Annotated in this window: 20 protein-coding genes and 2 pseudogenes; 13 read left to right on the top strand and 9 right to left on the bottom strand. The window is 54.8% G+C overall.

Going from position 1 to position 25,808, the window contains the following annotated elements; translation table 11 throughout:
• Positions 1-22 precede the first annotated feature (22 nt).
• From HWQ14_RS13500 to HWQ14_RS13475, 6 genes are all read right to left on the bottom strand, one after another.
• Positions 23-1,138: a Gfo/Idh/MocA family protein gene (locus tag HWQ14_RS13500; RefSeq protein ID WP_176610000.1), complete on the bottom strand. Its 1,116-nt coding sequence runs from the start codon at positions 1,136-1,138 to the stop codon at positions 23-25.
• Positions 1,139-1,148: 10 nt separating this feature from the next.
• The gene (locus HWQ14_RS13495) at positions 1,149-2,309 is read right to left on the bottom strand and encodes an ATP-grasp domain-containing protein (RefSeq protein WP_245166396.1); all 1,161 of its coding nucleotides are present in this window, start codon (positions 2,307-2,309) and stop codon (positions 1,149-1,151) included.
• A gap of 2 nt (positions 2,310-2,311) precedes the next feature.
• The gene (locus HWQ14_RS13490; protein ID WP_148418139.1) at positions 2,312-3,472 is read right to left on the bottom strand and encodes a DegT/DnrJ/EryC1/StrS family aminotransferase; all 1,161 of its coding nucleotides are present in this window, start codon (positions 3,470-3,472) and stop codon (positions 2,312-2,314) included.
• Positions 3,473-3,537: 65 nt separating this feature from the next.
• Positions 3,538-6,888 (bottom strand): bifunctional class I SAM-dependent methyltransferase/glycosyltransferase, encoded by a 3,351-nt coding sequence (locus HWQ14_RS13485; RefSeq protein WP_245166395.1) that lies wholly within the window; start codon positions 6,886-6,888, stop codon positions 3,538-3,540.
• Between the two features lie 34 nt (positions 6,889-6,922).
• Positions 6,923-8,317 (bottom strand): hypothetical protein, encoded by a 1,395-nt coding sequence (locus HWQ14_RS13480; protein ID WP_176609998.1) that lies wholly within the window; start codon positions 8,315-8,317, stop codon positions 6,923-6,925.
• Positions 8,318-8,520: 203 nt separating this feature from the next.
• Positions 8,521-9,357, bottom strand: coding sequence for a flagellin (locus tag HWQ14_RS13475; RefSeq protein WP_047652381.1), 837 nt, complete (start codon positions 9,355-9,357; stop codon positions 8,521-8,523).
• A 310-nt stretch (positions 9,358-9,667) separates the two neighbouring features.
• On the opposite strand from HWQ14_RS13475, the gene fliD reads away from it, so the two are divergent.
• The 4 genes from fliD to amyA all read left to right on the top strand — a co-directional run bounded on the left by fliD (position 9,668) and on the right by amyA (position 13,424).
• Positions 9,668-11,086: a flagellar filament capping protein FliD gene (gene fliD / locus HWQ14_RS13470; RefSeq protein WP_148418142.1), complete on the top strand. Its 1,419-nt coding sequence runs from the start codon at positions 9,668-9,670 to the stop codon at positions 11,084-11,086.
• Between the two features lie 13 nt (positions 11,087-11,099).
• The gene (fliS, locus tag HWQ14_RS13465; protein WP_148418143.1) at positions 11,100-11,504 is read left to right on the top strand and encodes a flagellar export chaperone FliS; all 405 of its coding nucleotides are present in this window, start codon (positions 11,100-11,102) and stop codon (positions 11,502-11,504) included.
• 5 nt (positions 11,505-11,509) lie between these two features.
• Positions 11,510-11,872 (top strand): flagella biosynthesis regulatory protein FliT, encoded by a 363-nt coding sequence (gene fliT, locus HWQ14_RS13460; protein ID WP_176609997.1) that lies wholly within the window; start codon positions 11,510-11,512, stop codon positions 11,870-11,872.
• 64 nt (positions 11,873-11,936) lie between these two features.
• A complete protein-coding gene (gene amyA, locus HWQ14_RS13455; RefSeq protein ID WP_148418145.1) occupies positions 11,937-13,424 on the top strand; it encodes an alpha-amylase in 1,488 nt (495 codons plus the stop codon).
• A gap of 102 nt (positions 13,425-13,526) precedes the next feature.
• Here the strand turns inward: amyA and yedD are convergent, their stop codons facing one another.
• Complete coding sequence (yedD, locus tag HWQ14_RS13450) at positions 13,527-13,940, bottom strand: lipoprotein YedD (protein WP_176611193.1); 414 nt, start codon at positions 13,938-13,940, stop codon at positions 13,527-13,529.
• A gap of 389 nt (positions 13,941-14,329) precedes the next feature.
• On the opposite strand from yedD, the gene HWQ14_RS13445 reads away from it, so the two are divergent.
• Positions 14,330-15,001: an SOS response-associated peptidase gene (locus HWQ14_RS13445; RefSeq protein ID WP_176609996.1), complete on the top strand. Its 672-nt coding sequence runs from the start codon at positions 14,330-14,332 to the stop codon at positions 14,999-15,001.
• Here HWQ14_RS13445 and HWQ14_RS13440 read toward each other — a convergent pair.
• Positions 14,994-16,262 (bottom strand): annotated as a pseudogene (locus HWQ14_RS13440) (Y-family DNA polymerase). The gene HWQ14_RS13445 and the pseudogene HWQ14_RS13440 sit on opposite strands and share 8 nt — an antisense overlap.
• A gap of 422 nt (positions 16,263-16,684) precedes the next feature.
• On the opposite strand from HWQ14_RS13440, the gene HWQ14_RS13435 reads away from it, so the two are divergent.
• Both HWQ14_RS13435 and HWQ14_RS13430 read left to right on the top strand, forming a co-directional pair.
• Positions 16,685-17,674 (top strand): acyltransferase, encoded by a 990-nt coding sequence (locus HWQ14_RS13435; protein ID WP_176609995.1) that lies wholly within the window; start codon positions 16,685-16,687, stop codon positions 17,672-17,674.
• Between the two features lie 587 nt (positions 17,675-18,261).
• Positions 18,262-18,816, top strand: a pseudogene (locus HWQ14_RS13430) (integrase); the annotation flags it as partial.
• A gap of 26 nt (positions 18,817-18,842) precedes the next feature.
• On the opposite strand, the gene fliE reads toward HWQ14_RS13430, so the two are convergent.
• The gene (fliE, locus tag HWQ14_RS13425; RefSeq protein WP_148418149.1) at positions 18,843-19,157 is read right to left on the bottom strand and encodes a flagellar hook-basal body complex protein FliE; all 315 of its coding nucleotides are present in this window, start codon (positions 19,155-19,157) and stop codon (positions 18,843-18,845) included.
• A 228-nt stretch (positions 19,158-19,385) separates the two neighbouring features.
• Here fliE and fliF point away from each other — a divergent pair, with 228 nt between their 5' ends.
• The 6 genes from fliF to fliK are packed head-to-tail and all read left to right on the top strand — an operon-like array spanning position 19,386 to position 25,799.
• Positions 19,386-21,068, top strand: coding sequence for a flagellar basal-body MS-ring/collar protein FliF (gene fliF / locus HWQ14_RS13420; RefSeq protein ID WP_148418150.1), 1,683 nt, complete (start codon positions 19,386-19,388; stop codon positions 21,066-21,068).
• A complete protein-coding gene (gene fliG, locus HWQ14_RS13415; RefSeq protein WP_148418151.1) occupies positions 21,061-22,059 on the top strand; it encodes a flagellar motor switch protein FliG in 999 nt (332 codons plus the stop codon). The genes fliF and fliG overlap by 8 nt, the downstream gene beginning before the upstream one ends.
• Positions 22,052-22,762, top strand: a complete 711-nt coding sequence (fliH, locus tag HWQ14_RS13410) for a flagellar assembly protein FliH (RefSeq protein ID WP_148418152.1) — start codon at positions 22,052-22,054, stop codon at positions 22,760-22,762. The genes fliG and fliH overlap by 8 nt, the downstream gene beginning before the upstream one ends.
• On the top strand, positions 22,762-24,132 hold the full coding sequence (fliI, locus tag HWQ14_RS13405; protein ID WP_148418153.1) for a flagellar protein export ATPase FliI: 1,371 nt from the start codon (positions 22,762-22,764) through the stop codon (positions 24,130-24,132). The genes fliH and fliI overlap by 1 nt, the downstream gene beginning before the upstream one ends.
• A 21-nt stretch (positions 24,133-24,153) precedes the next feature.
• Entirely contained in the window at positions 24,154-24,597 is a 444-nt protein-coding gene (gene fliJ, locus HWQ14_RS13400; RefSeq protein ID WP_006811155.1) for a flagellar export protein FliJ, read from the top strand.
• Positions 24,594-25,799 (top strand): flagellar hook length control protein FliK, encoded by a 1,206-nt coding sequence (fliK, locus tag HWQ14_RS13395; RefSeq protein ID WP_176609994.1) that lies wholly within the window; start codon positions 24,594-24,596, stop codon positions 25,797-25,799. The genes fliJ and fliK overlap by 4 nt, the downstream gene beginning before the upstream one ends.
• The last annotated feature ends 9 nt before the right edge of the window (positions 25,800-25,808 follow it).

The following is a 25,808-nucleotide window of genomic DNA, read 5'->3' as shown; positions in this document are numbered from 1 at the left end:
GTGGTCCTCAGCTAAACCTTTGTTAACGATGCAAATCGACTTTCGCAGACGTCACCGCGCTCTGCTGCGCTTTTTCGAGAAACTCCAGGCCGCGAACGGCGGTATCGCAGCTGAGGCTGTATCCTGTAGGCTCACCGCGTAAGCTGGCGGCGATGTCGGCGTAATAGTTAGCAAACGCCTCGATAAAACCGGCGGGATGCCCGGCCTTAAAACGACAATAGCGCGGCTGATTAGCCACCCTGTTATCTCCCGCCGTGCGGTCGATAAGCCGCACGTTGCCGTGTTCATCGGCAAGACGGAGATATTCGGGTTCCATCTGCAGCCACTCCGCGCTGCCAAGCGATCCATAGATGCGGATGCGCAGGCCGTTGCGGTAACCGAGCGCCGCTTTGCCATACCAGTAGTTGCAAACCATATCGTCGCCATAGCGGGACACCAGGTTCACCGTATCGACAACGTCCGATACGCGCGCAAAGGTGCTGTTGATCGCATAGACATCTTCGGCTTGCCTGTCCGTCAGAAACTCCACCAGCTGGTGAACATGGACACCAAGGTCGAGCGAAACGGTGGGAATGTCCCCGTCAACGCGTCGCCATTCCTGAGGCTGCGGCACGCTGCCATCCTCACGGCTGCGAATAAACCCTTCCTGCGGCATTTCAACCATGACGTGCTGAATTTTGCCCAGCTCGCCGTTGAGCAGGCGCTCGCGCAGTTCGCGAACCATGGGATAACCGGTGTAGTTATAGGTGACGTACAGTTGCCCTTTCATGTCCGCCACGCGCCGGGCGATATCCCGCGCGTCGCCCGCGTTGGCAACCAACGCTTTTTCACTGATAACCGGCAGCCCGTACTCCAGAGCGGCCATGATAATTTCACGGTGGGCCGGCGTAGGCGTCAGGATAACAACGGCATCCAGCCGCGCGTGCTGTTCTTCCAGCAGGGTAACCGCGCTGGTGTAAATGGACTCGTCGTTAAGCCCCCAGGCCCGCCCCGTCTGCTGGTTCAGGGATACATCGCGGCTAAAGCAGCCCGCCGTGAGCTGGAAATGTCCATCCATTTGGCTGGCGATTTTGTGGGTCAAGCCGATGGCGGAATTGATCCCACCGCCGATAAATCCGAGTGACAGCGGCCTGTTCATAATCCGGTCCTTACAACGTAGTAAAAGAGAAATAGTTTTTTAGCTGCGGCGTGTAGCGCGCCATGGCAGTAAGTTCGGTAAACTCCGCAAATACCAGCCCGGCGCGATCCCCGGGGGCAGGCCCGAGTTCATCGCCCGGCTGTTTAAGCGGGACAACCTGCATGACCGTGGCCGGCAGCGAGGCGTAGCTAAAGCCGAAGAAACGGCTTTGCCGTTCGCTGGAGACCGTATGGCGCGCAATGTAGCGCTGGCGCGCCGGTCGCCGGTGCGCGAACGCGCTCTGCTCACCGATAAAGGGGGCGACAAATTCGCGGCAATAATCTATGCCCGTTGAGAACTCAATCAGCTTCGAGTAGAGATCGCCGGGGCAGCGGCGGGTAACCTCAATCAGCCAAAACGCCTCTTCGTCAGCGATAAGCTGGGTATGCAACAAACCGTCTACCAGATTCAAATCACTGACGATGGCCTGCATGCACTCGCTGATGCGATCGCGCATCGGCTCGCTGAGGTTGACGCTCAGGCAGCTGCTATTCACCTGCCACGGGTAGACCGTGCAGTACTCATCGACAAAAAATTCGCAGACGATTTGCCCACCCCGGATAAAGGCGGAGTGACTGTACAGGGCCCCCTGGCAGAACGTTTCAATGACGCACTCCCCTCCTGCCGATGCCGCACGGGCGATATTTACCGCCTCATCCAGCTCTGACGGCTGATGAATCAGTGAAATCCCCTTTCCGCTGTAGGCATCAACGGGTTTAACCAGCAGGGGAAACGCCATAGCGCGCGCCTCCTGAAGGCTGCCGGCGGCCTGCGGGATAGGGTATCCCTGGGCGCTGGCCCATTTCCTGAAACGGTCCTTAAGAAAGAGAAGATCGCTGACGTCGGGCTCGTCGAAGCCTGGAAGGCCCAGCGCCTGCGCGACCCGACAGCCAGACAGGTAAGAGACGTCGGTTACGCCCGGGGAAAGCGCGGTAATTTTTTCAGTGCGGGCAATCGCCAGCACGGCGTCGCTGTCGGCATAATTTTGCACGCAGGTCGCGTCGGCATATTTCATCCCCGCGTCCTGGGCTTTTCCGCTACAGGCGAGCGTGCGAAAACCCGCCGCCTTAATGGCCTGCTGCAAGGGCAGTGAGGCAAAGCCCGCGTCAAGGATCATGGCAGTCCGCGTCATCGTCATACCGCCAGCGCCGTGAGTATTGTTGACTCGTCAGACGGTAACCGCCCGGGCAGCGCGGCGCGCTTCAGGGCATTCACCACCCGATCCTGATCCTGTGACGTTAATCCCGGATAAACAGGCAGGCACAGCACCTTGTCGGCGATAGCGTTCGCCACAGGCAGATGCTCTTCCGCGGACGTTGGGAAACCTCTGTACATGGCAAAGGAGCTGATCAGCGGATAGAAATAGCGGCGCGTCAGAATGTTATCTGCCTTGAATAGCGCATAGACTTCATCGCGGCTTCTGCCAAATTCCGGCTCAATGAGCACCGGAAAATAGGCGTGATTCCAGCTCACATCGTCTGGCACGTCGACGAACGTTAATCCTTCCAGCCCCTCCAGGAGGTCGCAATAGCGTTGATGGAGCGCCTTGCGCTCCTCCAGGGCTTTATCTATATGCTTAAGCTGAAGCAGGCCAAACGCGGCTTCCACTTCATTCATTTTGGCGTTAATCCCCGGGGCCACGATGCGGGTTTCACCTGCAAAGCCAAAATTCTTGAGATAGTCGATGCGCTGCTTGGTTTTTAGATCCTGGGATATAATCGCCCCGCCTTCAAAGGTATTAAAGACTTTGGTGGCATGGAAGCTGAGTATCGATAAATCGCCGTGGTTTAAAATACTGACATCATTTTTACGCACGTTAAAGGCGTGTGCGGCATCATAAATAACCCGCAAACCGTAAACGTCCGCAATTTTCTGGATTTTATCGATGTCGCAAGGAATACCGTAACAGTGGACAGGTAAAATTGCCGTGGTATGCGGCGTAATTAATTCTTCGATACGATCCGGATTAATATTATAGGTTCGCGGATCGATATCAGCGAAGACGGGCGTTAAGCCATTCCACAGCAGGCTATGCGAGGTGGCAACAAAGGAATAAGGCGTGGTGATCACCTCGCCGCTCAGACGCAGTGCCTGAAACGCCGTCAGCAAGGCCAGCGTACCGTTAGCAAACAGCGACAGGTGCTTTACGCCAAGATATTCCGCCAGCGCTTCTTCAAGCTGCTGGTGAAAAGGCCCGCCGTTCGTCAGGGTCTTGTTTTGCCATATTTGCTCCAGATAGGGGATAAACTCTTCCAGAGGAGGCAAAAAAGGACTGGTTACGTAAATTTCACTCATAGCGTACCTCGGTATTGATACCGGCAAATTTTTTCCAGACGGCCTGCGTTATTAGCGATGTTCATTTATGCGCGCTCTTCAGCAATGAGGAAGGCATGCGGTTTTTCTCCACGGCAATAGATCCCCCACGCTTCGCGCAGCGCCCGTTCAAAGTTTTCAGCAACATTAAAATCGGGTATATGGTCGACCGGGATCCGCTCCCGCATCCCCTGACGTATTTCAGCCAGCTCGGGAATACGTTTACTCCAGCCGGTGGCCCTGGAAATATAATCGGCTTCATCTGCCGCAATAAACTGCTCCAGCCCGTAAGAACGCATAATATCGACGCCCTGCTGGCAAGGTATGGTTGGGCCATTCATCGTCAATGTCGGCACGCCCATCCACGCCCCGTGATGCGTGGTCGTTCCGCCGCTGTAGGGGAATGCATCGAGCAAAATATCAATTTCATGATGCAGGGCCAGGTACTCGTCCAGTTCGACCAGCCCTCTGAAAAGCAGCCGGTCCTGAGAAATACCACGCTGCCTGAGACGTTTTGTCATGGCCGCGATCATTTCGGCGTCGGTCATGTTACCGATTAACAAGCGACCCTCAGGATAGCCCTGTAAAATAGCGGCCCACGCGTCCAGAACCTGGTCGTTTATTTTTTTAGAACGGTTAAAGCTGGCAAACGTAATATAGCCGTTGCGAAGCGCGGGCAACGGGTTAATGTCCGGGCTTCGCGGATGGGGCTGGAAGCTCTTACGCGTTGCGACGAACATCGCGTTTTCCACCAGCTGTTCTTCAAGCGCCGGCGACTGCGCCAGGCTCGATGAAAGCAGAATATAATCCATCTCCTTCATACCGGTCGTGCCGGGATAGCCTATCCAGGTTATCTGGATCGGGGCCGGACGCAGGGCGAAGACCGGTAGCCGGTTGTAGGCGGTATGGCCCGATAAATCGAACAGAATATCGATCCCGTCTTCCGCTATCAGCTTCGCCAGCTCGGTATCGCTGATGGCATCCACCTGGCGCCACAGGGTAGCGCTCTCGCGAAGGTGGCAGTAAACGTCATCCTCTTCGAGGAAAAGGGTGTTATAGGCAACCAAATCATATTGTTCACGATTGATGGCGTCCCAGTAAGGCAGCAGGAAATTGGCCACGGGGTGCTTGCGCAAATCACCGGAAACAAAGCCGAGCCGGAGCCTGCGCTGAGGCTCCCGGGAATTGCCGAGCGCAAGCTTTACCCCGCTCTCCTTAGCCCAGGCTGAAGCGCGACGACCAAATTCCAGATGCCTTTCCAGCAGTTCATCCGCCTTCACGCTGGCGTCGTGACTCATCACGAAGAGTAAATTGCTGAAGTAACCAAAATTGTAGTTACTGAGCTCGACGGCCTTTTCCATGAAATAGCGCGCCTCGGCCATTTTATGATTGTCACTCAGAACGATGCCGGTAAGACCAAGCGAGCTGGGGCCAGGGTGCTGGAAGCGCATAATTTCCCTGCAGCATTTTTCTGCCAGCGACATATCGCCATACGCATGATGCAGCGACGCCAGGCTGAGCCAGTAGTCAATATTCTTATTGTTGAGGCGAAGTAAGGTACGGACGATCTGCCGGGATCCGTAAAATTCACGCTTACGCTGGAGCACCGTGGCAAGATCGTAATAGATATCAAGGCTGGAGAAATAATATCCCATCAGCCTGCAGAGCGAGGCCAGAGCCTCGTCCCAGGCCGAGGTCAATACGCACGTTTTTGAGTAGCAGCGAAGCACGTGAATATTGTCGGGGTTTTTCTCCATTAATTCGCGGGCGTATTCCCGCGCCTCTTTAGAGCGTCCTTTTTGAATAAGGCCGTTCGCCCGCTCGTAAATCGCATCGACGGCCGGATCGGCTAATTCGGGTTCGGCATTGCCTTTCAGCAGCATTCCGCCCTGCGCCCTCTCGACGCTCAATAACAACAGCAGAGAAAGTTGCGATTTCAGCACGTCGAGCATGCCCGCTCGCAGGAAACGCTGGAGCTGTTTTTTCCAGGCCTCCGGCGAGCCCGTAAGCAACCCTTTAATCTTCAGCGCCGAGTAGTGTTCCCAGTTCGCCTGCCCTGCCCTGTTCATATCAAACCGCAGGTAATGCCACTCGTCGGGAGTCAATGAGACCCACTCTCCCCACAGGTTCATGAGGGGGATATTCTCTGCAGGACGCCCGGAGGGGAGTCGCCCCACCGGCACCAGCTCATCATGCCGCGCGGCGTTGTATGCGCCAGGAGCGGCGCTCCAGAAGAAGCCATCAGCGCAGGTCATGAACAGCGTTTTCAGGGCTTCCCATACCGTCTGCTGGTAATCCTCCTGATTTTCAGGGGCACGGCAGTTGAGCACCAGCTGTTCGAAGCTTAAGGACATTGGCCAGGCGTTACCCAGCAGTTCCATGATGCGGATAATAATGGCGTTGTCGGTACGAATGATTCGGCCGTTATTATTTCTGAATTCGTGCGGCGCTTTTGCGGGATCCACGTCCACCGGCACAAAGCTGCCGGCCCAGTGCAGGTTTTTGAGCTGGTCAAGATCCGGTTCGGCAGGAGGCGAGAGCGCGTTCAGATGACACAGCAGGGTGAAGCGTTCTTCTCGCTGCACGGCGTAGTCAAGATACTGCTGTGCCATCGTTCTGCTGGCACCGTCGCTGACGGCCTCCAGCAGCCGTTCCGTTGTCGGGTTATAGTAGCCTCCCAGCTCCGACTGCGGCAGTACGTCACCCAGATACTGCAAGCCCATCTGTTCTGCCTGCGCGCTGAAGTCAGCAAGCGTACAGGCTCCGTCGGTCGGGCTTAAGTAGGCCAGAACCAGCGCGTTGTCGTCCATTTCTTCAGCAAGCCGGACTTCATTCCTGAGCGGGCCCTCCTCCAGCGTTAACAGCATAAAGCTGAGCATGGCGCGGGCGGATGCCAGCAGGTCGCTTCCCTCTTCTGCTCGTTCAAGATGAAACCGTAACGCTTCTCCCAGCGTCAGGCGCGCAGAACTGCCGGGCAGTACGGACCATTTTATGGCGATAACGCCGCTGGCCGATAAATGCGCGTGACACCACTTCAGCAAGGCTTCCCGCTCGCTTTTCCCCAGAAAGGCAAAGGTCTGATGAATAATGATGTAATCAAATTCGCCGGGATCGGCAGCCAGTAAATCACCTAACCCCGCGGCAAAGAGCTCAACGTTCTGACATCCTAATTCTGCGGCATGCTGCTGCCCTTTCTGGATAGCCTCTTCATCAATATCCACGCCAATGGCGATACTCTCGGGGTACGCCCAGGAATGCATTATCAGGCGCGTTGCCGATCCGCAGCCCATCTCCAGGACGCGGGCAAACGCGGGCAGCGGTGCAGCCAGGTGATTAAGCAGCGCAGAGGCATGGAGGGACTCAGGGCTAACCCGATAGTAGGGATACAGTGTCGTCACGTTTATTCCAGATTCTCGTTATTACAGGCCAGGTTCAGCGCTGGTACTGGCGGATGAGCGCCGATTTATAGGCCTGACATGACCCTTCTTCCTTTATCGTCACCCAGCTGAACGCCTCTTCACCCGCCTCGCTGTCCAGCATTACGCGACGCTCGGCTCGCGTGATGGCGCGATGGTCCTCTGGCGACAGGCAGTCCAGACAGGAAAAGAGTGCAACCTGCTCCAGGCCCGGCGCGTAGTTGCCGCTGGCGAGGTTATCGTCGATAAAGTGCGCCACCCGGTCGAGATAGCGCTGCGCGACGCCGCCGGGTCTGGCGTAGATGAAACCGGCAAAGACCTCCTCCCAGAAAGGAGCGGCTTCGGTCTGCAACAGCAGCAGCGGCGCGTCGGGCTCCGTCCAGGGCTTGCGCACCAGCACATTCGTGTTTATGGCAATAACGGGCGTATTGAAGGTCGCCAGGGCATGGCGCAGGAAAACGATACGACGGGCAGCGCTGACTACCGACGCGTCCGCGTTACTGGCTATTTTTTCATGGCTGGCAGAGAGGTTAAGTTCCGGAAGCTGTTCCCGAAGCGCCGTCAGGCTTGCTTTAACCGCGTCGCTACCGTTAAAAAGATGCAGGTGAACATCCAGCACGTCGCGGTTGGTGTCATACAGGGAGTACAGCATCGGTACGGCGTGTTCGAAATACTCCTCGCTATCGCAGGTTAACAACACCGTCGTTTTACCGGCTGAGGTTTTTTCAATCCAGTTTTCAAAGGCTCCCGCCTTCACCACGCCTTCACTTGCGTTCAGCGATCGGAAATCGATGTAAGAATCCGGAATGCCCCCGAGCCTGTAGATCCCACAGGCGATCATCAGCAGAGCCATGGGATCTTCGCCAATCAACGACGCATCCGCGGTCAGCGCCTGGATCACCACCATCGCCTGGTTGAAGTCGTTTTCCATTAAGCAGATCAGCAGCAGGATTTTCAGTACCGGGGCCGAGCTGCTTACCAGCGAAAGGTTATTGTTTATCAAAAATAGCGCTGAACTGATTTCATTCACCCGGAATAACAGCTGAATGGCGGCGACAAGATAATTAATATTGCTGTCGGCTTTTAGGGCCGAGACGATATATTCGGTAAGCCGGGCGCGCTGGTCTGCGGATAATGCCTCTCCTTCGCCAGTGCGGGCGTCATTCAGCGCGCCGTTGGCCAGCACGATCGCGCACAGCATATTTTTTAAGGCCGCATCTTTTTCCGCCTCCAGCCCCGTTTCTGCCGCACGGATCGTCGGCTCGAGGGCGGTAATATTGGCGCTCTTAAAACTGAAGATTTCCGCCGCGATGTTTGCGGGCATAACGTCGGCTTCCGGGAGATCGATAAACCGGGTAAAAACATCCCGATAAAACTGACGCATAGCCCGGCTACGTGCGAATTCACTCATCTTATAACTCATCGGTAAACTGTCGTCAGACGACCGGATAAAGAGATTTTAGGCAGAGTACCACTGCGCTACGGGGGGTGATGGCGGGAAAACGCTGCTAAATGCAGCCTTATTTTGCAGATTACGCGCGGGTGTTTTTAAGGATAAATAGTTAAAAAAAAGGCTGCTGTTTCCAGCAACCTTTTTTACATATTTTGCGGCTATTAACGCAGCAGAGACAGCATCGCCTGTGGAACCTGGTTTGCCTGAGACAGCACGGAAGTACCAGCCTGCTGCAGGATCTGCGCGCGAGACATGTTAGAAACTTCAGTTGCGTAGTCAGCGTCCTGGATACGGGACTGAGCAGCAGACAGGTTAGTGATAGAGTTGTTCAGGTTGTTGATGGTAGATTCGAAACGGTTCTGAATCGCACCCATGTTTGAACGAGCGGTATCAATTTTAGAGATAGCGTTGTCTGCGGCGGTGATGAACGCTTTAGCAGTGCTGTTGTCGGTGATAGTACCGGTCAGGCCAGTGTCGAGGCTGGTTGCTTTAGCATTGATCAGTGCGCCAGTGGTGATAGCGATGCTATCAGTAGCGCCAGTACCCGCGCCAACCTGGATGTTCAGGGAAGCAGTCTGGCTACCGTCCAGCAGTTTTTTGCCGTTGAAGTTAGCAGCGCCAGCGATACGGTCGATTTCACCCAGACGCTGAGTGATTTCAGTGCTGATTGAGGTGTAGTCAGTGGTGCCGTTAGTATCGTTCGCAGCCTGAACAGCCAGCTCACGGATACGCTGTAAGTTGGAGTTGATCTCATTCAGGTTACCTTCAGCGGTCTGAACCAGAGAGATACCGTCGTTAGCGTTACGTGCAGCCTGAGTCATCCCTTTGATCTGAGAATTCATACGGTTTGCAATCGCCTGACCAGCAGCGTCATCTTTAGAGCTGTTGATACGCAGACCGGAAGACAGACGCTCGATAGCGGTGCCCAGAGAAGACTGAGATTTGTTCAGGTTGTTCTGAGTGGTCAGGGACAACAGGTTAGTATTGATAACTGCCATAATTTTAATTCCTTCAAAAATGGTTTCTAGGGTCGGTGCCTAACACTCACGGCGTCTCTCACCGTCAACAAGGTTATCGACGCCCTGGCAGCAGACTTTAGAAAATATCGAAGAAAATATTTAATTTATTGTTTTATAAGGTTTTATTTACATTAAACCGGCGCCAGCACTAATTTAAACATGCAAAATGACGACGCCTGACGCTGCCTGTATGCACGCTTATTACGCGATAAATTTTTTTGGCTCGCCGTAAACTTTTTGCCAGCCTGGCCGATAAACGACTGAAACATCCATTGAGAAGGAATATTACATGGCGACAATCAGTAATCTCGGGGTGGGCATGCCCGGCCTGCAGGATCTGTACGATAAGCTCCAGGCTGCAGAAGAGACAAAATTAACGGCCATTGCCAAACAGAAAACGACTTACGACGCGCAAATTACCGGTTACGGCAAACTGCAAAGCGCCCTGACGACCCTGCAAACCGCAGCTGCCAAGCTGGCAAAAACGGATACCTGGAACTCCACGTCAATTAGCAGCACCAACACCGCGTTCTCGGCGGTCAGTACCTCCAGCGCCAACGTTGGCGATGTCACCGTCAACGTCAGCAAGATTGCGAAAGGCCAGGTTCTGACGACCGCGCCCGGCACCATTGACAGCAATACAAAGCAGTTAGGCGGCACAACCGGTTCCAACAGCCGAACCATTACCATCACCCAGGCAGGAGCCGACAGCAAGCCGCTGACGGTTACGCTTGCCGATGGCGACACGTCGCTGAACGGGATTGCGAAAGCCATTAACGCGGCCAACGGCGGCGTATCGGCAAGCGTGGTGAAGGCCGACGACGGCGACTATCGCCTGATGCTGACCTCCAAAACCACGGGTACCGATTCCGATATGACCGTAACGGTAACCGGGGACGATACGCTGAATGCCGTCATCGGCAGCGGCGCGCTTAACGAGCAGGTGAAGTCACAGAATGCCGTCGTTAACGTGAACGGTATCCAAATTGTTCGCCAGAGCAATACCATCACTGACGCCCTGCCAGGGGTTACGTTAACCCTGAAAGCACCGAGCACGGCAGATGAAACCCTGACGGTAGCGCGCTCGACAGACGACAACAAAAAAGCCATTACGGAATGGGTGACTGCCTACAACGCGCTGCAGTCCACCATTGCCTCGCTGACCAAGTATGAGCCGCCTGCGGTGGGTGCAACCGCCCAGTCGTCGAACAACGGCGTACTCATGGGTGACAGTACTATCCGCGGAGTACAATCCGATCTGCGTGCTTTATTGACCAATGTGCAGAGCGGTTCTTATGCCATCATGGCGCAGCTTGGCATTACGCAGGACCCGGTTAAAGGTGCAGATGGCGCAATTGGCAACCTGAAGATCGATGATAAAAAATTAACCAAAATCCTCACGGAAGATCCTGCTGGCGTGCAGGCCTATTTTGTGGGTGACGGCAAAACGACCGGTTTCGCCACGCAGATGAATAACAAGCTGACCGATATGCTGAGCACCTCTGTCGGTAAAGAGGGCGTTATTCAGAATGCGAAGGACGGTATCAACGCCACGCTTAAGTCCATCGGTAAACGTTACGACGCGATGGAGCTGTCCATCGAAGCCACGATGGCGCGCTATAAAAAGCAGTTTAACGATTTGGATAAGCTGGTCACCAAATTCAACAGTACGGCCACTTATTTGAACCAACAGTTCAGCAGTAAGTAAGAAAGGAACCGATATGTATAGCAAATCTGGTGTACAAGCCTATCAGCAGGTAGGTCTTGAATCTGCTGTCTTGAGTGCCAGCCCGCACCAGTTGGTTGTCATGTTATTCGACGGTATCCATAGCGCGCTTATACGGGCGCGCCTTTTCCTTGAGCAAGGGGATATTCCCGCTAAGGGCGAGGCCCTGTCTAAGGCCATTAATATTATCGAAAATGGCCTGAAGGCAGGGTTAAATATGGATGTGGGGGGAGAACTTCCCCACAACCTTTCTGCGCTTTATGACTATATGGTACGCCGTCTGTTACATGCAAACCTGCGCAATGACATTGAGGCTATTACCGAGGTCGAGGCTCTTCTGCTCAATATTTCCGACGCCTGGAAGCAAATCGGCCCGGGTTATTCTCCCAAGCAGGATTAACTGTAATGAACGACTCCAGCTTATCCCTAAAAAAGTGGCATGCTCTTTATGCGCTTAGCAATACCATGCTAAGCCTTGCTCAATCCGGGAAATGGGATGAGCTAATCGATCGGGAGGTTGCGTACGTTTCGCTGGTTGAAGAGATCAGCACGACCCCTTTTCCGCCTGACAGCAAGTACATTCAGGACCAGGCGATGGTCATCCTGAATCAGGTGCTTCAGAATGAACTCATTCTTAAAGAGTTGCTTCAGGAAAGAATGAGCGAGCTGAGCGGTCTTATTGCCCAAACCAATAAGCAAAAAAACGTCAACGTCACCTACGGCAGGCTTTCGGGCAACATATTATTTCCCGGAGAGATGAATCACTAATACACGTTAGCGATTCTTGATCCATACTCCAGAAGTCAGCCAAACGGCTTCTGGAGCACGGACGATGAAAAACCCCACCCTGTTACAATGTTTTCACTGGTACTACCCTGCTGGCGGTGAATTGTGGCGAGAGGTCACGGCATTAGCCCCCAATCTTAACGAAATCGGCATCAATATGGTCTGGTTGCCGCCTGCATATAAAGGCGCATCCGGAGGCTATTCCGTCGGGTATGACTCCTACGACCTCTTTGACCTCGGTGAGTTTGACCAGAAGGGCAGCATCGCAACGAAATACGGCGATAAAGCGCAGCTGCTGGAGGCCATCGACGCCTTAAAAAGCAACCAGATTGCGGTCCTGCTGGACGTCGTGGTTAACCACAAAATGGGCGCCGATGAAAAAGAACCCGTGCGCGTTCAGCGCGTGGATGCCCAGGATCGCACGCAGATTGGCGATGAGATAATCGAATGTGAAGCCTGGACGCGCTACACCTTTCCGGTGCGGGCGGGCCAGTATTCGCAGTTTATCTGGGATTACAAATGCTTCAGCGGTATCGACCACATCGAGAACCCCAACGAAGACGGCATCTTCAAAATCGTAAACGACTACACCGGCGAGGGCTGGAACGACCAGGTCGACGACGAGATGGGCAATTTCGATTACCTGATGGGCGAGAACATCGATTTTCGTAACCATGCGGTGACGGAGGAGATCAAGTACTGGGCGCGCTGGGTAATGGAACAGACCCGCTGCGACGGCTTCCGCCTGGATGCGGTAAAGCACATTCCGGCGTGGTTCTACAAAGAGTGGATTGAGCATGTTCAGGAGGTAGCCGCGCAGCCGCTGTTTATCGTGGCAGAATACTGGTCTCATGAGGTGGATAAGTTGCAGCACTACATCAACCAGGTGGACGGTAAAACCATGCTGTTTGATGCGCCGCTGCAGATGAAATTTCACGAAGCGTCACGCCAGGGCCGCGACTATGACATGAGCCAGATTTTTACCGGCACGCTGGTGGAAGCCGATCCGTTCCATGCCGTCACGCTGGTGGCCAACCATGACACCCAGCCGTTACAGGCGCTGGAGGCACCGGTTGAAGCGTGGTTTAAACCGCTGGCCTATGCCCTTATCCTGCTGCGTGAAAACGGCGTGCCGAGCGTGTTCTATCCGGATCTCTTTGGTGCCAGCTATGACGACACGGGGGGTGATGGCGAAACGTACCACATTGATATGCCGGTGATCGAGCAGCTCCACGAGCTGATCCTCGCCCGACAGCGCTTCGCCCACGGCGTGCAGACGCTCTTTTTCGACCATCCAAACTGCATTGCCTTCAGCCGCAGCGGAACGGAGGATAACCCTGGCTGCGTGGTGGTGCTGTCGAACGGTGATGACGGCGAGAAAACGATCTGTCTCGGTGAGAATTACGGCAATAAAAACTGGCGTGATTTTTTGGGCAATCGCGAGGAAACCGTGACCACGGCGGCGGATGGTGAAGGAACGTTCTACTGTAACGGCGGAAGCGTCAGCGTCTGGGTCATTGAGGACGCGCTCTAGTACTGGAAAAGTGCGGTCTGATGCCCTCACCCCGACCCTCTCCCTGTGGGAGAGGGAGCAAACCCTAAAAACGGCAATATAATTGCCGTTTTGCTTTTACCTTTAGGGAAGCTTGCTCTCCAGCGGATTTTTGCTCAGATAATCTGCGCACTCCACCGTTGGGCGATCGACCTTTTGCAGCTCCATACCGTCATATTCAAGCGTTGAACCGTCACGTTCGAGCGGATAGACGTCAAGCTTACTCGTCACGTTATAGTAGCTGTCCGAACGGAGCATGATCTTGCCCGGCACGGCTATTACCCGCTGCCACTGCCGGCAGTCAAGCGTATCCCCCTCTTGCGTCACCACCAGCGTGGCAATCGCTTCCGGGCTTACCATCGCGCTCTGCGGCCCTTTCGACTGCCAGTAACCCGCCAGTTGAGAAGGTACCGGGTGCTTAATTACTTCCTGGTAGTTATCGACCTGAACACATCCCGCCAGCGCCAGCATCGCAGCCACAATTGCTACTTTTTCCATCATCTTTCCTGCATGCGAAGAAAAAAATATTGTGGCATTAAAGCCATCAGGCTGCCAGCGTAAGATTGGCACTGATTACACCTGCGGGCCCATCACATGAGCATACATTTTTTAATAAACGACAAAGATCGTCCAAGAGCGCTCCAAATAACAGATGGTTATAGTCGTCGAAAACATCAGTCGTCTAAGTTCACCTTAGATTGAGTGCTGTTTTATGTCCCACCCATGCCCCACCACCAAAACTTTGCGTAGCTACTTCCAGTTTCGCAACGCGCCGCTTTACGCCTACCATTAGCATAATCGCCCCGAATCCGTTTGTAAGACTTAACCGGCGCGCGCTACTTTTTCTCCCTGCCCTATACTTTCAGTCTGACTGACTGGAGGTTTCTATGTGTGGACGTTTTGCACAAGCCCAAACCCGTGAAGAATATCTTGCCTATTTGGCTGACGAAGCCGATCGCGACATTCCATACGACCCTGAACCTATTGGCAGGTACAACGTCGCGCCCGGCACCAAAGTGCTGCTGCTGAACGAAAGCGACGAGCAACTGCACCTCGATCCGGTGTTCTGGGGTTACGCGCCCGGATGGTGGGATAAACCACCACTGATTAACGCGCGAGTCGAGACGGCGGCCACAAGCCGAATGTTTAAGCCTCTCTGGCAGCATGGCCGGGCTATATGCTTTGCGGATGGGTGGTTCGAATGGAAGAAGGAAGGCGACAAGAAACAGCCCTACTTTATTCACCGTGCCGACGGCCAGCCCATTTTCATGGCGGTGATAGGCAGCACGCCGTTTGAGCGCGGCGATGAAGCTGAGGGTTTTCTAATCGTGACGTCTGCAGCTGACGAAGGCCTTGTGGATATTCACGATCGCAGGCCGCTGGTTCTGTCACCTGAAGCTGCGCGCAAATGGATGCGACAGGATATAGTCGGGAAAGAAGCAGAAGAGATAGCAGCCGACGGTGCCGTTCCGGCAGACAAGTTTATCTGGAACGCCGTGACGCGCGCCGTCGGGAATGTGAAGAACCAAGGTCCTGAGTTAATCGAACCGGTTACTTAACAAAGAGCAGATCCGAATATCTTGTAGTATACCGCGGCGATAGCATTTCGCGCTTCATCTGCCACTGCTGCTGTATGCCCTGACCAGCAAAGTAGAGCGTGCCCTTTCCATCTTTGGCGTTCAGATGATCCAGCACCTCCTTTAACTTCTCGCTACCAGCTCGAGGCGCACTGTCGTCGAACAGGTTGAGCTGGGCCACACCCTGGCTGAAGAAGTCGCCCAGCATGATCCCTGCTTTCTAATATCGGTGACCATCCTTCCAGATTTTGTCCGGACACTTTACCACGGCGTTGATGGTGTCCTGTGAATCCTGAGTGGGGGTGAAAAGCTTCATTGACGCACAGTCACCGTAATACGGCTCATTAAGCGCAAAGAGAGAGGTTTTCACGAATGTAGAAATAAAGCGGCAATACTGATGTTCACCGCTAAGCTTTTCGGCGCCACGGGCCGCATAGCTGCAAATCGCCTGCCGCATCTGCTCATAGACAGTAATGCGTTCACCGAACGATCGGCTGCATACTATTTCCTGCTTCACCGGCGCGAACTCCTCCAGGTCCAGACATGGCTCACCGCGCAGTTCCCGGACGGTTCACTCCAGCACAACATTGAAGTGTTTACGGATAATCCACGTGCTCTGCTCAGAAAGGTCCAGAGATGTTTTAATGCCCGTAGCATTGAGCTTATTGCTGATTCGTTGGCCAACGCCCCAGACATCCTCAACAGGAACAAGCACCAGTAGTCTCCGCTGCCGATCGACGTTTGAGAGATCAACCACGCCGCCGGTCTGCCGCTGCCATTATTTCGCAGCATGGTTAACAAGCTTCGCCAGCGTCTTGGTCTGGACTATGCCGACACCGACAGTACGATACGTCCACTGTAAAATCGTTGCTCGGATTTTTTTCCCAAATTCATTCAGGTTACGGCAGTTCCTTATGCCAGTCAGGTCGCAGAAGGCTTCATCTATGGTATAAATTTCCACGCGAGGACTCATCTCTTCAAGTGTGGTCAATACCCGGCTGGACATGTCTGTATAGAGCTCGTAGTTGCTGCTGAAGCAAACAACACCAGCGCGCCGGAACAACTCTTTCTGTTTGAAGAACGGCTCACCCATCGCTATCCCGGCAGCCTTTGCTTCGGCGCTACGTGCGATTACGCAGCCGTCATTATTCGACAGAACGACCACCGGCCGCCCGCGCAGATCGGGCCTGAATACTGTTTCACAGCTGGCATAAAAAGAGTTCACACCAACCATGGCAAGCATCACATCACCGGAGTGTCGTCTAACCATACCGGGCTTATTGTGTGGGTAACTACCCCAACAATGCGGACGTCATCCAATGCGTCGCCCCCTATGGCCTCGCCATCATCAGTTATAAGTGATTCACCAGCCCAATACGCATGCTGCTGTCGTCCGCAAAACCAGATTAGCAAGATGCCCCCGCTTAAAAAAACAATATTTATCAATGACATAATGACTTTACCGCGTTTCAACAATGCTTGCTGATGGAAAAAGGATTGGCTCTGCGACCGTAACGAATGCGGTTTTAATGTCTGCTAGGCGCGGCATGATCACCTCACAGGATACTGTATACACATGCAGTAGCTCATAACACGATACTGTATCAAGCACATATTTAAATTTATGTGCTAAAGTACTGAGTTTTATGCTGATAGGCTGATTCAATGAATAGAAATGCAGGGGTAGACGCTCTCAGAATCGTAAGTTGCTTAATGGTGGTTTGTATACATACATGCCTGAATTACAAATATGGTCAAGATAATCTTAACAACTACCTCGCCTTATTTGGTCAATCGCTATTTAGAATAGGATTGCCTGTATTTTTTATTCTTAGCGGATTTTTTATACTTAACTCAAATGTTGATTTTTCAGCAAAATCACTTTTCACAAAAGTAAAACGAATTGCCATTCCATTTATTTTTTATAGTCTTATCCACTGGTTTGTAATTAACAAAGGTATGACTATAAGTTTTTCTGGGTTAAAGGAATATATTAATGCATTGATAATTAGAAACTCAATATCAATACATTTTTGGTTTGTTTATTCTCTTATTGGCATATATATATTTTCACAGCCAATTAATTACTTATTAAAAGATATTTCAGTTAGTGGTTCATTTTTTGGTTTATGCATAATTGCATTCCTGCTCTTGTATAACGGCGATTTGCCATCTGCAAGCAATGTCTTGCCTGTACCAAGCATAGACAAGTGGACAGCTTACTTTGTCGCGGGAGGATTTATTGCAAGGATAAAGGACAGAGTGACATTGGGTCAGTCTTTATTATTAATAATAATCGGGTATACTCTCATTGTTTATCTTTCTGTATACAATGGCGAAAAACACCTCCCAATGCCATACGACTTTAATATAAGTATGTTTGTCGCCTGTTGTGGAGTTGTAATTTTATTTTCCAAATTAAGAATTAATAACAACGAAATTCTAAGCAAACTTTCAGCATCGACATACGGAGCTTACCTTATACATATTTGCGTTTTAAAGTTATTGTCTCCTGTTTACTTTGCGTACTTCCATAAACCAGGTGTAATAAACTATTTTTTGACGACTTGCATTTTGTCTGTTTTTGTTTTTGTGGTTTCGATGATGATATCTATAATAATATTACCTATTTTTAATATTCGATATCTAAAATAGAAATATATTCCGTGATAACGCCCTGCCATCGTATGATGATGGTTTAGGTACAAGTGGTGACATGATTAAAAACAAACACGCCTGCTAAGCAGGCGCGTTGTTAATTAGGCATTTGTGATTTTCTTCCATGATGCAGCTGTAGTAGCAGTTGCTTTATACCACTCAAACTGCCCGGCAGTTGTGTCGAGATATTCGTCACCTACGAACCTCGGCACAACGTTATGTACAGGATTTTGTGAAAGCTTCCTTAGAAGCTTATTAACATCCCATAAAATCTGAGACTCATAGCTAAGGAAGCTCATACCCGCGATGGTGAGCAGTTGCGATGAAGATGAGCTATTACTGATTATATTGAAGGCTATAACATGCCAGCCACGCGATGCGATATGCAGACGACCAGTTTTTTTGAGTGTCGTAACCCGTTTCCCTGTTGAGTGATATCATAGTGTTTAAGGCGCTCAAATTAAAGGAACTGGCAGGCTTTGCAATGATATCAGAGCCAATCGCATCCCATACTGAATAGCCACGAATAATCTAGACACTTCCGAGCCGTTGATAATACAGGTTTTCATATTCTGCCGGTGACATCTGGGAATGTGAAGGTCAGTCCATTTAATGGGATCGCCCTTCTCAAACGCTCCCGTTGCGAGCCTGACCCGCTGACGCGAGAGGAGTTCGTTAGGTTGATTAACGCCTGCGCCCACCAGCAGCTGAAAAACATGTGGTCTCTTGCCGTGTACGCCGGCGTGTGCCACGGAGAACTTGTGTCACTGGCCTGGGAAGATATCGTCCAGAAAGCCGGCACGATGATGATCCGCCGAAACCACACGTTAACGAAGGAGTTCACCCTTCCGAAGACGGAGGCCGGAACTGACCGCATCATCAACCTCATTCAACCAGCTATCGACGTGCTGAAGAGTCAGGCAAAACTAACACGCCTGGGTAAGCAGTATCAGTTAGCTGCCGGTGCCAACCCTAACTTCATCGCGAAGCAAATGGGCCACACCGACGCGCAAATGGTTTACCGGGTGTACGGATCCTGGATGGCTGAAAATAACCAGGACCAGGTACTCATTCTCAACCAGAAATTGAGTGAGTTTGCCCCATCCATGCCCCACGCTGTGGGATCGGATGGTTATTAATAATAAATATCATTAGGTTAGATAACCTAAACCTGCATGCCCATGACTTCCTGATACGCCGACACCAGCTTGTTACGCACCTGCAGTCCCATCTGCAGTGACACCGACGCTTTTTGCAGATCGGCCATCACATCGTTGAGCGCCACGCCGGGTTCACCGAGGGTAAATTTTTCAGCCTGGGTACGGGCCGCGTTCTGCTTATCGCTGATCCGGTCCAGCGCCGCATGCAGCTGGCCGGCAAAGCTGATGCCCGGCTGCTGGTCAGCCACGTTCTGATTACGGGCCGTCATCGCCGCAGCCTGCAGCTGACTGATTACCCCTTCAATACCCTGTATAGCCATGACTCTCCCCTGGATGGTTTTTTACGGGGTCAAGACTAACAGCTTGTCAATAAGATAATGGCGGTAAATAGCGTTAAAAAACCAGGTTATTTGACGCATAGAAAATCCCGAATCATCAAATAATGGCAGGGCCATCAGTATGGAACTTTTGTCGTGTTTGCCGACCCGGGGGTCAGTTTTGTTTCTCTACACGAATAACGTAAACCACCAGGATTTAAGAGGTGCGCAATGAGTGCGACAGCAGCATCGACAGCGCCACAGAATAAATCACTCGAGTGGATGAACCGCCTTCGCGCGAACCCTAAAATCCCGTTGATTGTGGCAGGCGCTGCCGCCATCGCGATCGTTGTTGCGATGGTCTTATGGGCAAAAAGCCCGGATTACCGCACGCTCTACAGCAATCTTTCCGACCAGGATGGCGGTGCCATCGTTACCCAGCTGACCCAGATGAACATCCCGTATCGCTTTGCCGATAACGGCGGTGCGCTCGAAGTACCGGCGGATAAAGTGCACGAGCTTCGCCTGCGTCTTGCCCAGCAGGGGCTGCCGAAAGGCGGCGCGGTTGGGTTCGAGCTGCTGGATCAGGAAAAATTCGGCATCAGTCAGTTCAGCGAGCAGGTTAACTACCAGCGCGCGCTGGAAGGCGAGCTGGCCCGCACCATTGAGACCTTAGGCCCGGTGAAGAGTGCCCGTGTGCACCTGGCAATGCCTAAGCCGTCCCTGTTTGTCCGCGAACAAAAATCCCCTTCCGCCTCTGTGACCGTCAACCTCGAACCGGGCCGCGCGCTGGATGAAGGGCAGATCAGCGCCGTCACGCATCTGGTCTCCAGTGCGGTAGCCGGTTTGCCGCCGGGTAACGTCACGCTGGTGGATCAAAGCGGTCACCTGCTGACGCAGTCCAACAGCGCGGGGCGCGATCTCAACGACGCGCAGCTGAAGTATGCCGCCGATGTGGAAGGCCGCCTCCAGCGCCGCATCGAAGCGATCCTCGGTCCGGTTGTGGGCAACAGCAACGTGCACGCGCAGGTCACCGCGCAGATTGATTTCTCAAATAAAGAACAGACCGAAGAACAGTACAGCCCGAACGGGGATGCCTCCCGCGCCGTGCTGCGCTCGCGTCAAATCAACGAAACCGAACAGGTGGGCGGCCAGTATCCTGGCGGCGTGCCGGGCGCGCTCTCTAACCAGCCCGCGCCTGCTAACGCCGCGCCAATCTCCACGCCGCCGGCAAACCAGCAGAACGGTCAGCAAAACGCCCAGCAGACCACCTCTACGGCAAACAGCGCAGGCCCGCGCAACAGCAGCCGTAACGAAACGACCAACTACGAAGTCGACCGTACGATCCGCCATACCAAAATGAACACCGGCGATATTCAGCGCCTCTCCGTTGCCGTGGTGGTGAACTACAAAACGCTGCCGGATGGAAAACCGCTGCCGCTCACCGCGGAGCAGATGAAGCAGATCGAAAATCTGACCCGCGAAGCGATGGGCTTCTCTGAAAAACGCGGCGATACCCTGAACGTCGTCAATTCCCCGTTCAGCGCGGTGGATGAAAGCGGCGGTGAGCTGCCGTTCTGGCAACAGCAGGCGTTTATCGACCAGCTGATGTCCGCAGGCCGCTGGCTGCTGGTGCTGATTGTCGCGTGGCTGCTGTGGCGTAAAGGCGTTCGTCCTCAGCTGCAGCGTCGTGCTGAAGCCGAGAAAGCCGCTAAGGAACAGATGAACACGCGTCAGGACGTGGAGGAAGCGGTTGAAGTTCGCCTCAGCAAAGATGAACAGCTTCAGCAGCGCCGGGCGAATCAGCGCATGGGCGCTGAGGTGATGAGCCAGCGTATTCGCGAAATGTCAGATAACGATCCGCGCGTTGTGGCGCTGGTCATCCGCCAGTGGATGGGTAACGAACATGAGTAACACGCTTACAGGCACCGATAAGAGCGTCATCCTGCTGATGACCATTGGCGAGGATCGCGCGGCAGAGGTGTTTAAACACCTCTCCCAGCGCGAAGTGCAAATTCTCAGCGCGGCGATGGCGAACGTGCGCCAGATCTCCAACAAGCAGCTGACCGAGGTGTTGTCCGAGTTCGAGCAGGAAGCAGAACAGTTCGCGGCGCTCAACATCAACGCCAACGACTACCTGCGCTCCGTGCTGGTCAAGGCGCTGGGCGAAGAGCGCGCCGCCAGCCTGCTGGAAGATATTCTCGAAACGCGCGACACCGCCAGCGGGATCGAAACGCTCAACTTTATGGAGCCGCAGAGCGCCGCGGATCTTATTCGCGACGAGCACCCGCAGATTATCGCCACCATTCTGGTCCACCTCAAACGGGGCCAGGCGGCCGATATTCTGGCGCTGTTCGACGAGCGCCTGCGCCACGACGTGATGCTGCGTATCGCCACCTTCGGCGGCGTCCAGCCAGCCGCGCTGGCGGAGCTGACCGAAGTGCTGAACAACCTGCTCGACGGCCAGAACCTCAAGCGCAGCAAAATGGGCGGCGTGAGAACGGCGGCAGAAATTATCAACCTGATGAAAACCCAGCAGGAAGAAGCCGTTATTACGGCGGTACGCGAGTTCGACGGCGAACTGGCGCAGAAAATTATCGACGAGATGTTCCTGTTCGAAAACCTGGTCGAAGTGGACGATCGCAGCATCCAGCGCCTGCTCCAGGAAGTGGATTCGGAATCCCTGCTTATCGCCCTCAAGGGTGCCGAGCAGCCGCTGCGCGAGAAGTTCCTGCGCAACATGTCCCAGCGTGCGGCAGATATTCTGCGCGACGACCTGGCCAACCGTGGTCCGGTGCGTCTGTCTCAGGTAGAGAACGAGCAGAAAGCGATCCTGCTTATCGTTCGTCGTCTGGCGGAAACCGGCGAGATGGTGATTGGCAGCGGAGACGACACCTATGTCTGATGAACTGTCGTGGAAGCGCTGGACGCCTGACGACCTCTCCCCCCCAGCCGCGGCGTTTACGCCCGCCGTCCTGTCGTCCGACGAGGACGACACCGGTGCAGAGGAGGTGCCGGAGCTGAGCGAGGAGGAACAGCGCGCACAGATGCTGGCCCAGCTGCAAATGCAGGCTCACGAGCAGGGCTTTAACGCCGGGATGAGCGAAGGTCGTCAGACTGGCCACGCGCAGGGCTATCAGGAAGGGATGGCAAAAGGCTTAGAGCAGGGTATTGAGCAGGCGCGCCAGCAGCAGGCGCCGCTTCATGCCCGCATGCAGCAGCTGGTGAGCGAGTTTCAGCACACGCTGGACGCGCTGGACAGCGTCATCGCCTCGCGCCTGATGCAGATGGCGCTCGAGGCGGCCCGCCAGGTAATTGGCCAGACGCCAGTAGTGGATAACGCGGCGCTGATTAAGCAGATCCAGGCCCTGCTCCAGCAGGAGCCGCTGTTCAGCGGTAAGCCGCAGCTGCGCGTTCACCCGGATGACCTACAGCGCGTGGAGGAGAGCCTCGGCGCAACCCTGAGCCTGCACGGCTGGCGGCTGCGGGGCGACCCGTCGCTCCATCACGGGGGCTGTAAAGTCTCCGCCGATGAGGGTGACCTGGATGCCAGCGTCGCGACCCGCTGGCAGGAACTGTGTCGCCTGGCGGCACCGGGAGTCGTCTGATGACCGCACGCCTGACGCGCTGGCTCAACACGCTCGATAATTTTGAAACGAAGATGGCGCAGCTGCCGTCCGTTCGTCGTTATGGACGCCTGACGCGTGCCACCGGTCTGGTGCTGGAAGCGACGGGCCTACAGCTCCCGCTCGGCGCCACCTGCGTTATTGAGCGTCAGGACGGCCTGGAGATGCGCGAAGTGGAGAGCGAAGTGGTCGGATTTAACGGCCAGCGGCTCTTCCTGATGCCCCTTGAGGAAGTGGAGGGCATTTTGCCCGGCGCGCGCGTCTACGCGAAAAACATCACCGGCGATGGGCTGCAAAGCGGCAAACAGCTGCCGCTCGGCCCGGCGCTGCTGGGACGCGTGCTGGACGGAAGCGGTAAGCCGCTTGACGGCCTCCCCTCCCCCGACACCACCGAAACCGGGGCGCTGATCACGCAGCCGTTTAACCCGCTGCAGCGCACTGCCATCGAGCATGTGCTGGATACCGGCGTGCGCCCCATCAACGCCCTGCTCACCGTAGGCCGCGGGCAGCGTATGGGCCTGTTCGCCGGATCCGGCGTCGGTAAATCCGTTCTGCTCGGCATGATGGCGCGCTATACCCAGGCGGACGTCATCGTCGTTGGCCTGATCGGCGAGCGCGGTCGCGAAGTAAAAGACTTCATCGAAAATATTCTGGGTGCGGAAGGCCGCGCCCGTTCGGTAGTGATCGCCGCACCGGCTGACGTGTCGCCGCTGCTGCGTATGCAGGGAGCCGCCTATGCCACCCGCATTGCGGAAGATTTCCGCGATCGGGGCCAGCACGTGCTGCTGATCATGGACTCCCTGACCCGTTACGCGATGGCGCAGCGTGAAATCGCGCTGGCCATTGGTGAGCCACCGGCCACCAAAGGCTATCCGCCGTCAGTCTTTGCCAAACTCCCGGCGCTGGTTGAACGCGCGGGGAACGGCATCAGCGGCGGAGGGTCGATTACCGCGTTCTACACGGTGCTGACCGAAGGCGATGACCAGCAGGATCCGATTGCCGACTCCGCGCGCGCGATCCTCGACGGCCATATTGTGCTGTCGCGCCGTCTGGCCGAAGCCGGGCACTATCCGGCTATCGATATTGAAGCCTCGATCAGCCGCGCGATGACGGCGCTGATTACCGAGAAGCACTACGCCCGCGTGCGTAACTTCAAACAACTGCTCTCCAGCTTCCAGCGCAACCGCGATCTGGTCAGCGTTGGGGCGTACGCCAAAGGCAGCGACCCGATGCTCGATAAGGCGATTGCCCTGTGGCCGCAGCTGGAGGCGTTTCTGCAACAGGGTATTTTTGAACGCGCCGACTGGGACGATTCCATCCAGGCTCTGGAGCTGATTTTCCCGCAGGCGTAACACAGGTGGAGGGCGAAGGTCATGGCGCAAAACAGCGCGTTATCAACGCTAAAAGATCTGGCTGAAAAAGAAGTTGACGATGCCGCACTGCAGCTTGGCGCAATGCGGCGCGGGTGCCAGCAGGCTGAAGAGCAGTTGAAGATGTTAATCGACTATCAGCATGAATATCGCACCAACCTTAACACCGACATGACGCAGGGCATTGGCAGCCAGCGCTGGATTAACTACCAGCAGTTTATCCAGACGCTGGAAAAGGCAATTGAGCAGCATCGCCAGCAGCTTAACCAGTGGACCCAAAAAGTGGATACTGCGCTCAATTTCTGGCGCGAGAAAAAACAGCGGCTGCAGGCCTGGCAAACGTTACAGGACCGGCAGATTGCCGCCTCGACCCTGGCGGAAAACCGTCTGGATCAGAAAAAAATGGATGAGTTTGCCCAGCGCGCATCAATGAGGAAACCAGAATGATCACACTGCAACAACTGCTGATGACCGACAGTGACCTGTCCGGCGGCACGCTGGCCGGAAAAGGCGCTGAGGGCGCGCAGGATTTTCTCTCTCTGCTGGCGGGCGCGCTGACGGAGACCACCGGTAAAGGCAAAGATGCGCCGCTGACGCTGGCCGACCTGAAGGCGGCGGGCAGCAAGCTGTCGAAAGCGGCGCAGGAAAAGAGCGGTGATACCGCGCTACAGGCCAAAATCGCCGAGCTGATTTCCCGCCAGGAGACGCTATCCGGGGATGACACTACCCTGCAAAGCCTCGTCTCCGGGCTTAAGCCTGCGACGGGCACCGATGCGCTGAAGGTGCTGGCCCATGCGGATGCGAAAGCAGACCCCGACGCCGCCACCGACGAAGACGAGCTGGCCGGGTTAAGCGCGCTGATGGCGATGCTACCGCACCAGCAGATCGCCGCGCCGGTAGCGCCGCAGCCTGCGGGTACCGGGGGAGCCGCGCCGCGTGCCACCCTCACCTCTGCCCTGGCCCAGACGGGTAACGGCCCGCAATCGACGCTTAGCCGCACGTTAACCGGTCAGGAAAACGTATCGGTTCAGGATAGCGATAAGACGCTGCCCGCCGCGGCAACCCTTACGCCTGTTGTCGCCGCCGCTGAGAAACAGGACGTGCTGAGCACCCCGTCGTCCACCGCGGGCCCAACCGCAACGCTGGCACCGATACTCAGCGGCCTGACGCCGTCTCAGCCAGCCGCGACCGTTGCCACTGCGCCGGTGCTAAGCCAGCCGCTGGGCACGCCAGAATGGCAGCAGAACCTGAGCCAGCACATCACGCTGTTCACTAAGCAGGGACAGCAGACCGCGGAGCTGCGTCTGCACCCGGAGGATCTGGGTCAGGTGCACATTTCGCTTAAGCTCGATGACAACCAGGCACAGCTGCAGATGGTTTCCCCGCACGGCCACGTCCGCGCGGCGCTGGAAGCGGCCCTGCCTGTCCTGCGCACGCAGCTTGCGGAAAACGGCATTCAGCTTTCACAAAGCAGCGTCAGCGGTGAGAGCTTTGCCGGACAGCAGCAGTCCTCATCCGGACAACAGCAGCACGCGTCGCGTTCCGGCCAGCACGGCGGCTTTAACGATGAGGGCGAGGAGCTATTGCCGGCCCCTGCCGCCCTGCAATCCGCCGCTCGCGGCACCAGTGCCGTAGACATCTTTGCCTAAACGCCAGAG

The organism is Enterobacter cloacae (assembly GCF_013375935.1).
GTDB lineage: Bacteria > Pseudomonadota > Gammaproteobacteria > Enterobacterales > Enterobacteriaceae > Enterobacter > Enterobacter pasteurii.
The sequence above is the reverse complement of the archived record's forward strand: the minus strand, read 5'-3'. Positions and strand labels throughout refer to the sequence as shown.

Excerpts from the sequence above, each read along its gene's own strand:
- HWQ14_RS13475 (WP_047652381.1), bottom strand. The coding sequence starts at position 9,357 with ATGGCAGTTATCAATACTAACCTGTTGTCCCTGACCACTCAGAACAAC.
- fliK (WP_176609994.1), top strand. The coding sequence starts at position 24,594 with ATGATCACACTGCAACAACTGCTGATGACCGACAGTGACCTGTCCGGC.
- fliT (WP_176609997.1), top strand. The coding sequence starts at position 11,510 with ATGAACGACTCCAGCTTATCCCTAAAAAAGTGGCATGCTCTTTATGCG.
- fliF (WP_148418150.1), top strand. The coding sequence starts at position 19,386 with ATGAGTGCGACAGCAGCATCGACAGCGCCACAGAATAAATCACTCGAG.
- HWQ14_RS13495 (WP_245166396.1), bottom strand. The coding sequence starts at position 2,309 with ATGACGCGGACTGCCATGATCCTTGACGCGGGCTTTGCCTCACTGCCC.
- HWQ14_RS13490 (WP_148418139.1), bottom strand. The coding sequence starts at position 3,472 with ATGAGTGAAATTTACGTAACCAGTCCTTTTTTGCCTCCTCTGGAAGAG.
- HWQ14_RS13500 (WP_176610000.1), bottom strand. The coding sequence starts at position 1,138 with ATGAACAGGCCGCTGTCACTCGGATTTATCGGCGGTGGGATCAATTCC.
- HWQ14_RS13480 (WP_176609998.1), bottom strand. The coding sequence starts at position 8,317 with ATGAGTGAATTCGCACGTAGCCGGGCTATGCGTCAGTTTTATCGGGAT.
- fliD (WP_148418142.1), top strand. The coding sequence starts at position 9,668 with ATGGCGACAATCAGTAATCTCGGGGTGGGCATGCCCGGCCTGCAGGAT.
- fliJ (WP_006811155.1), top strand. The coding sequence starts at position 24,154 with ATGGCGCAAAACAGCGCGTTATCAACGCTAAAAGATCTGGCTGAAAAA.
- fliI (WP_148418153.1), top strand. The coding sequence starts at position 22,762 with ATGACCGCACGCCTGACGCGCTGGCTCAACACGCTCGATAATTTTGAA.
- HWQ14_RS13445 (WP_176609996.1), top strand. The coding sequence starts at position 14,330 with ATGTGTGGACGTTTTGCACAAGCCCAAACCCGTGAAGAATATCTTGCC.
- fliH (WP_148418152.1), top strand. The coding sequence starts at position 22,052 with ATGTCTGATGAACTGTCGTGGAAGCGCTGGACGCCTGACGACCTCTCC.
- yedD (WP_176611193.1), bottom strand. The coding sequence starts at position 13,940 with ATGGAAAAAGTAGCAATTGTGGCTGCGATGCTGGCGCTGGCGGGATGT.
- fliE (WP_148418149.1), bottom strand. The coding sequence starts at position 19,157 with ATGGCTATACAGGGTATTGAAGGGGTAATCAGTCAGCTGCAGGCTGCG.
- fliS (WP_148418143.1), top strand. The coding sequence starts at position 11,100 with ATGTATAGCAAATCTGGTGTACAAGCCTATCAGCAGGTAGGTCTTGAA.
- amyA (WP_148418145.1), top strand. The coding sequence starts at position 11,937 with ATGAAAAACCCCACCCTGTTACAATGTTTTCACTGGTACTACCCTGCT.
- fliG (WP_148418151.1), top strand. The coding sequence starts at position 21,061 with ATGAGTAACACGCTTACAGGCACCGATAAGAGCGTCATCCTGCTGATG.
- HWQ14_RS13435 (WP_176609995.1), top strand. The coding sequence starts at position 16,685 with ATGAATAGAAATGCAGGGGTAGACGCTCTCAGAATCGTAAGTTGCTTA.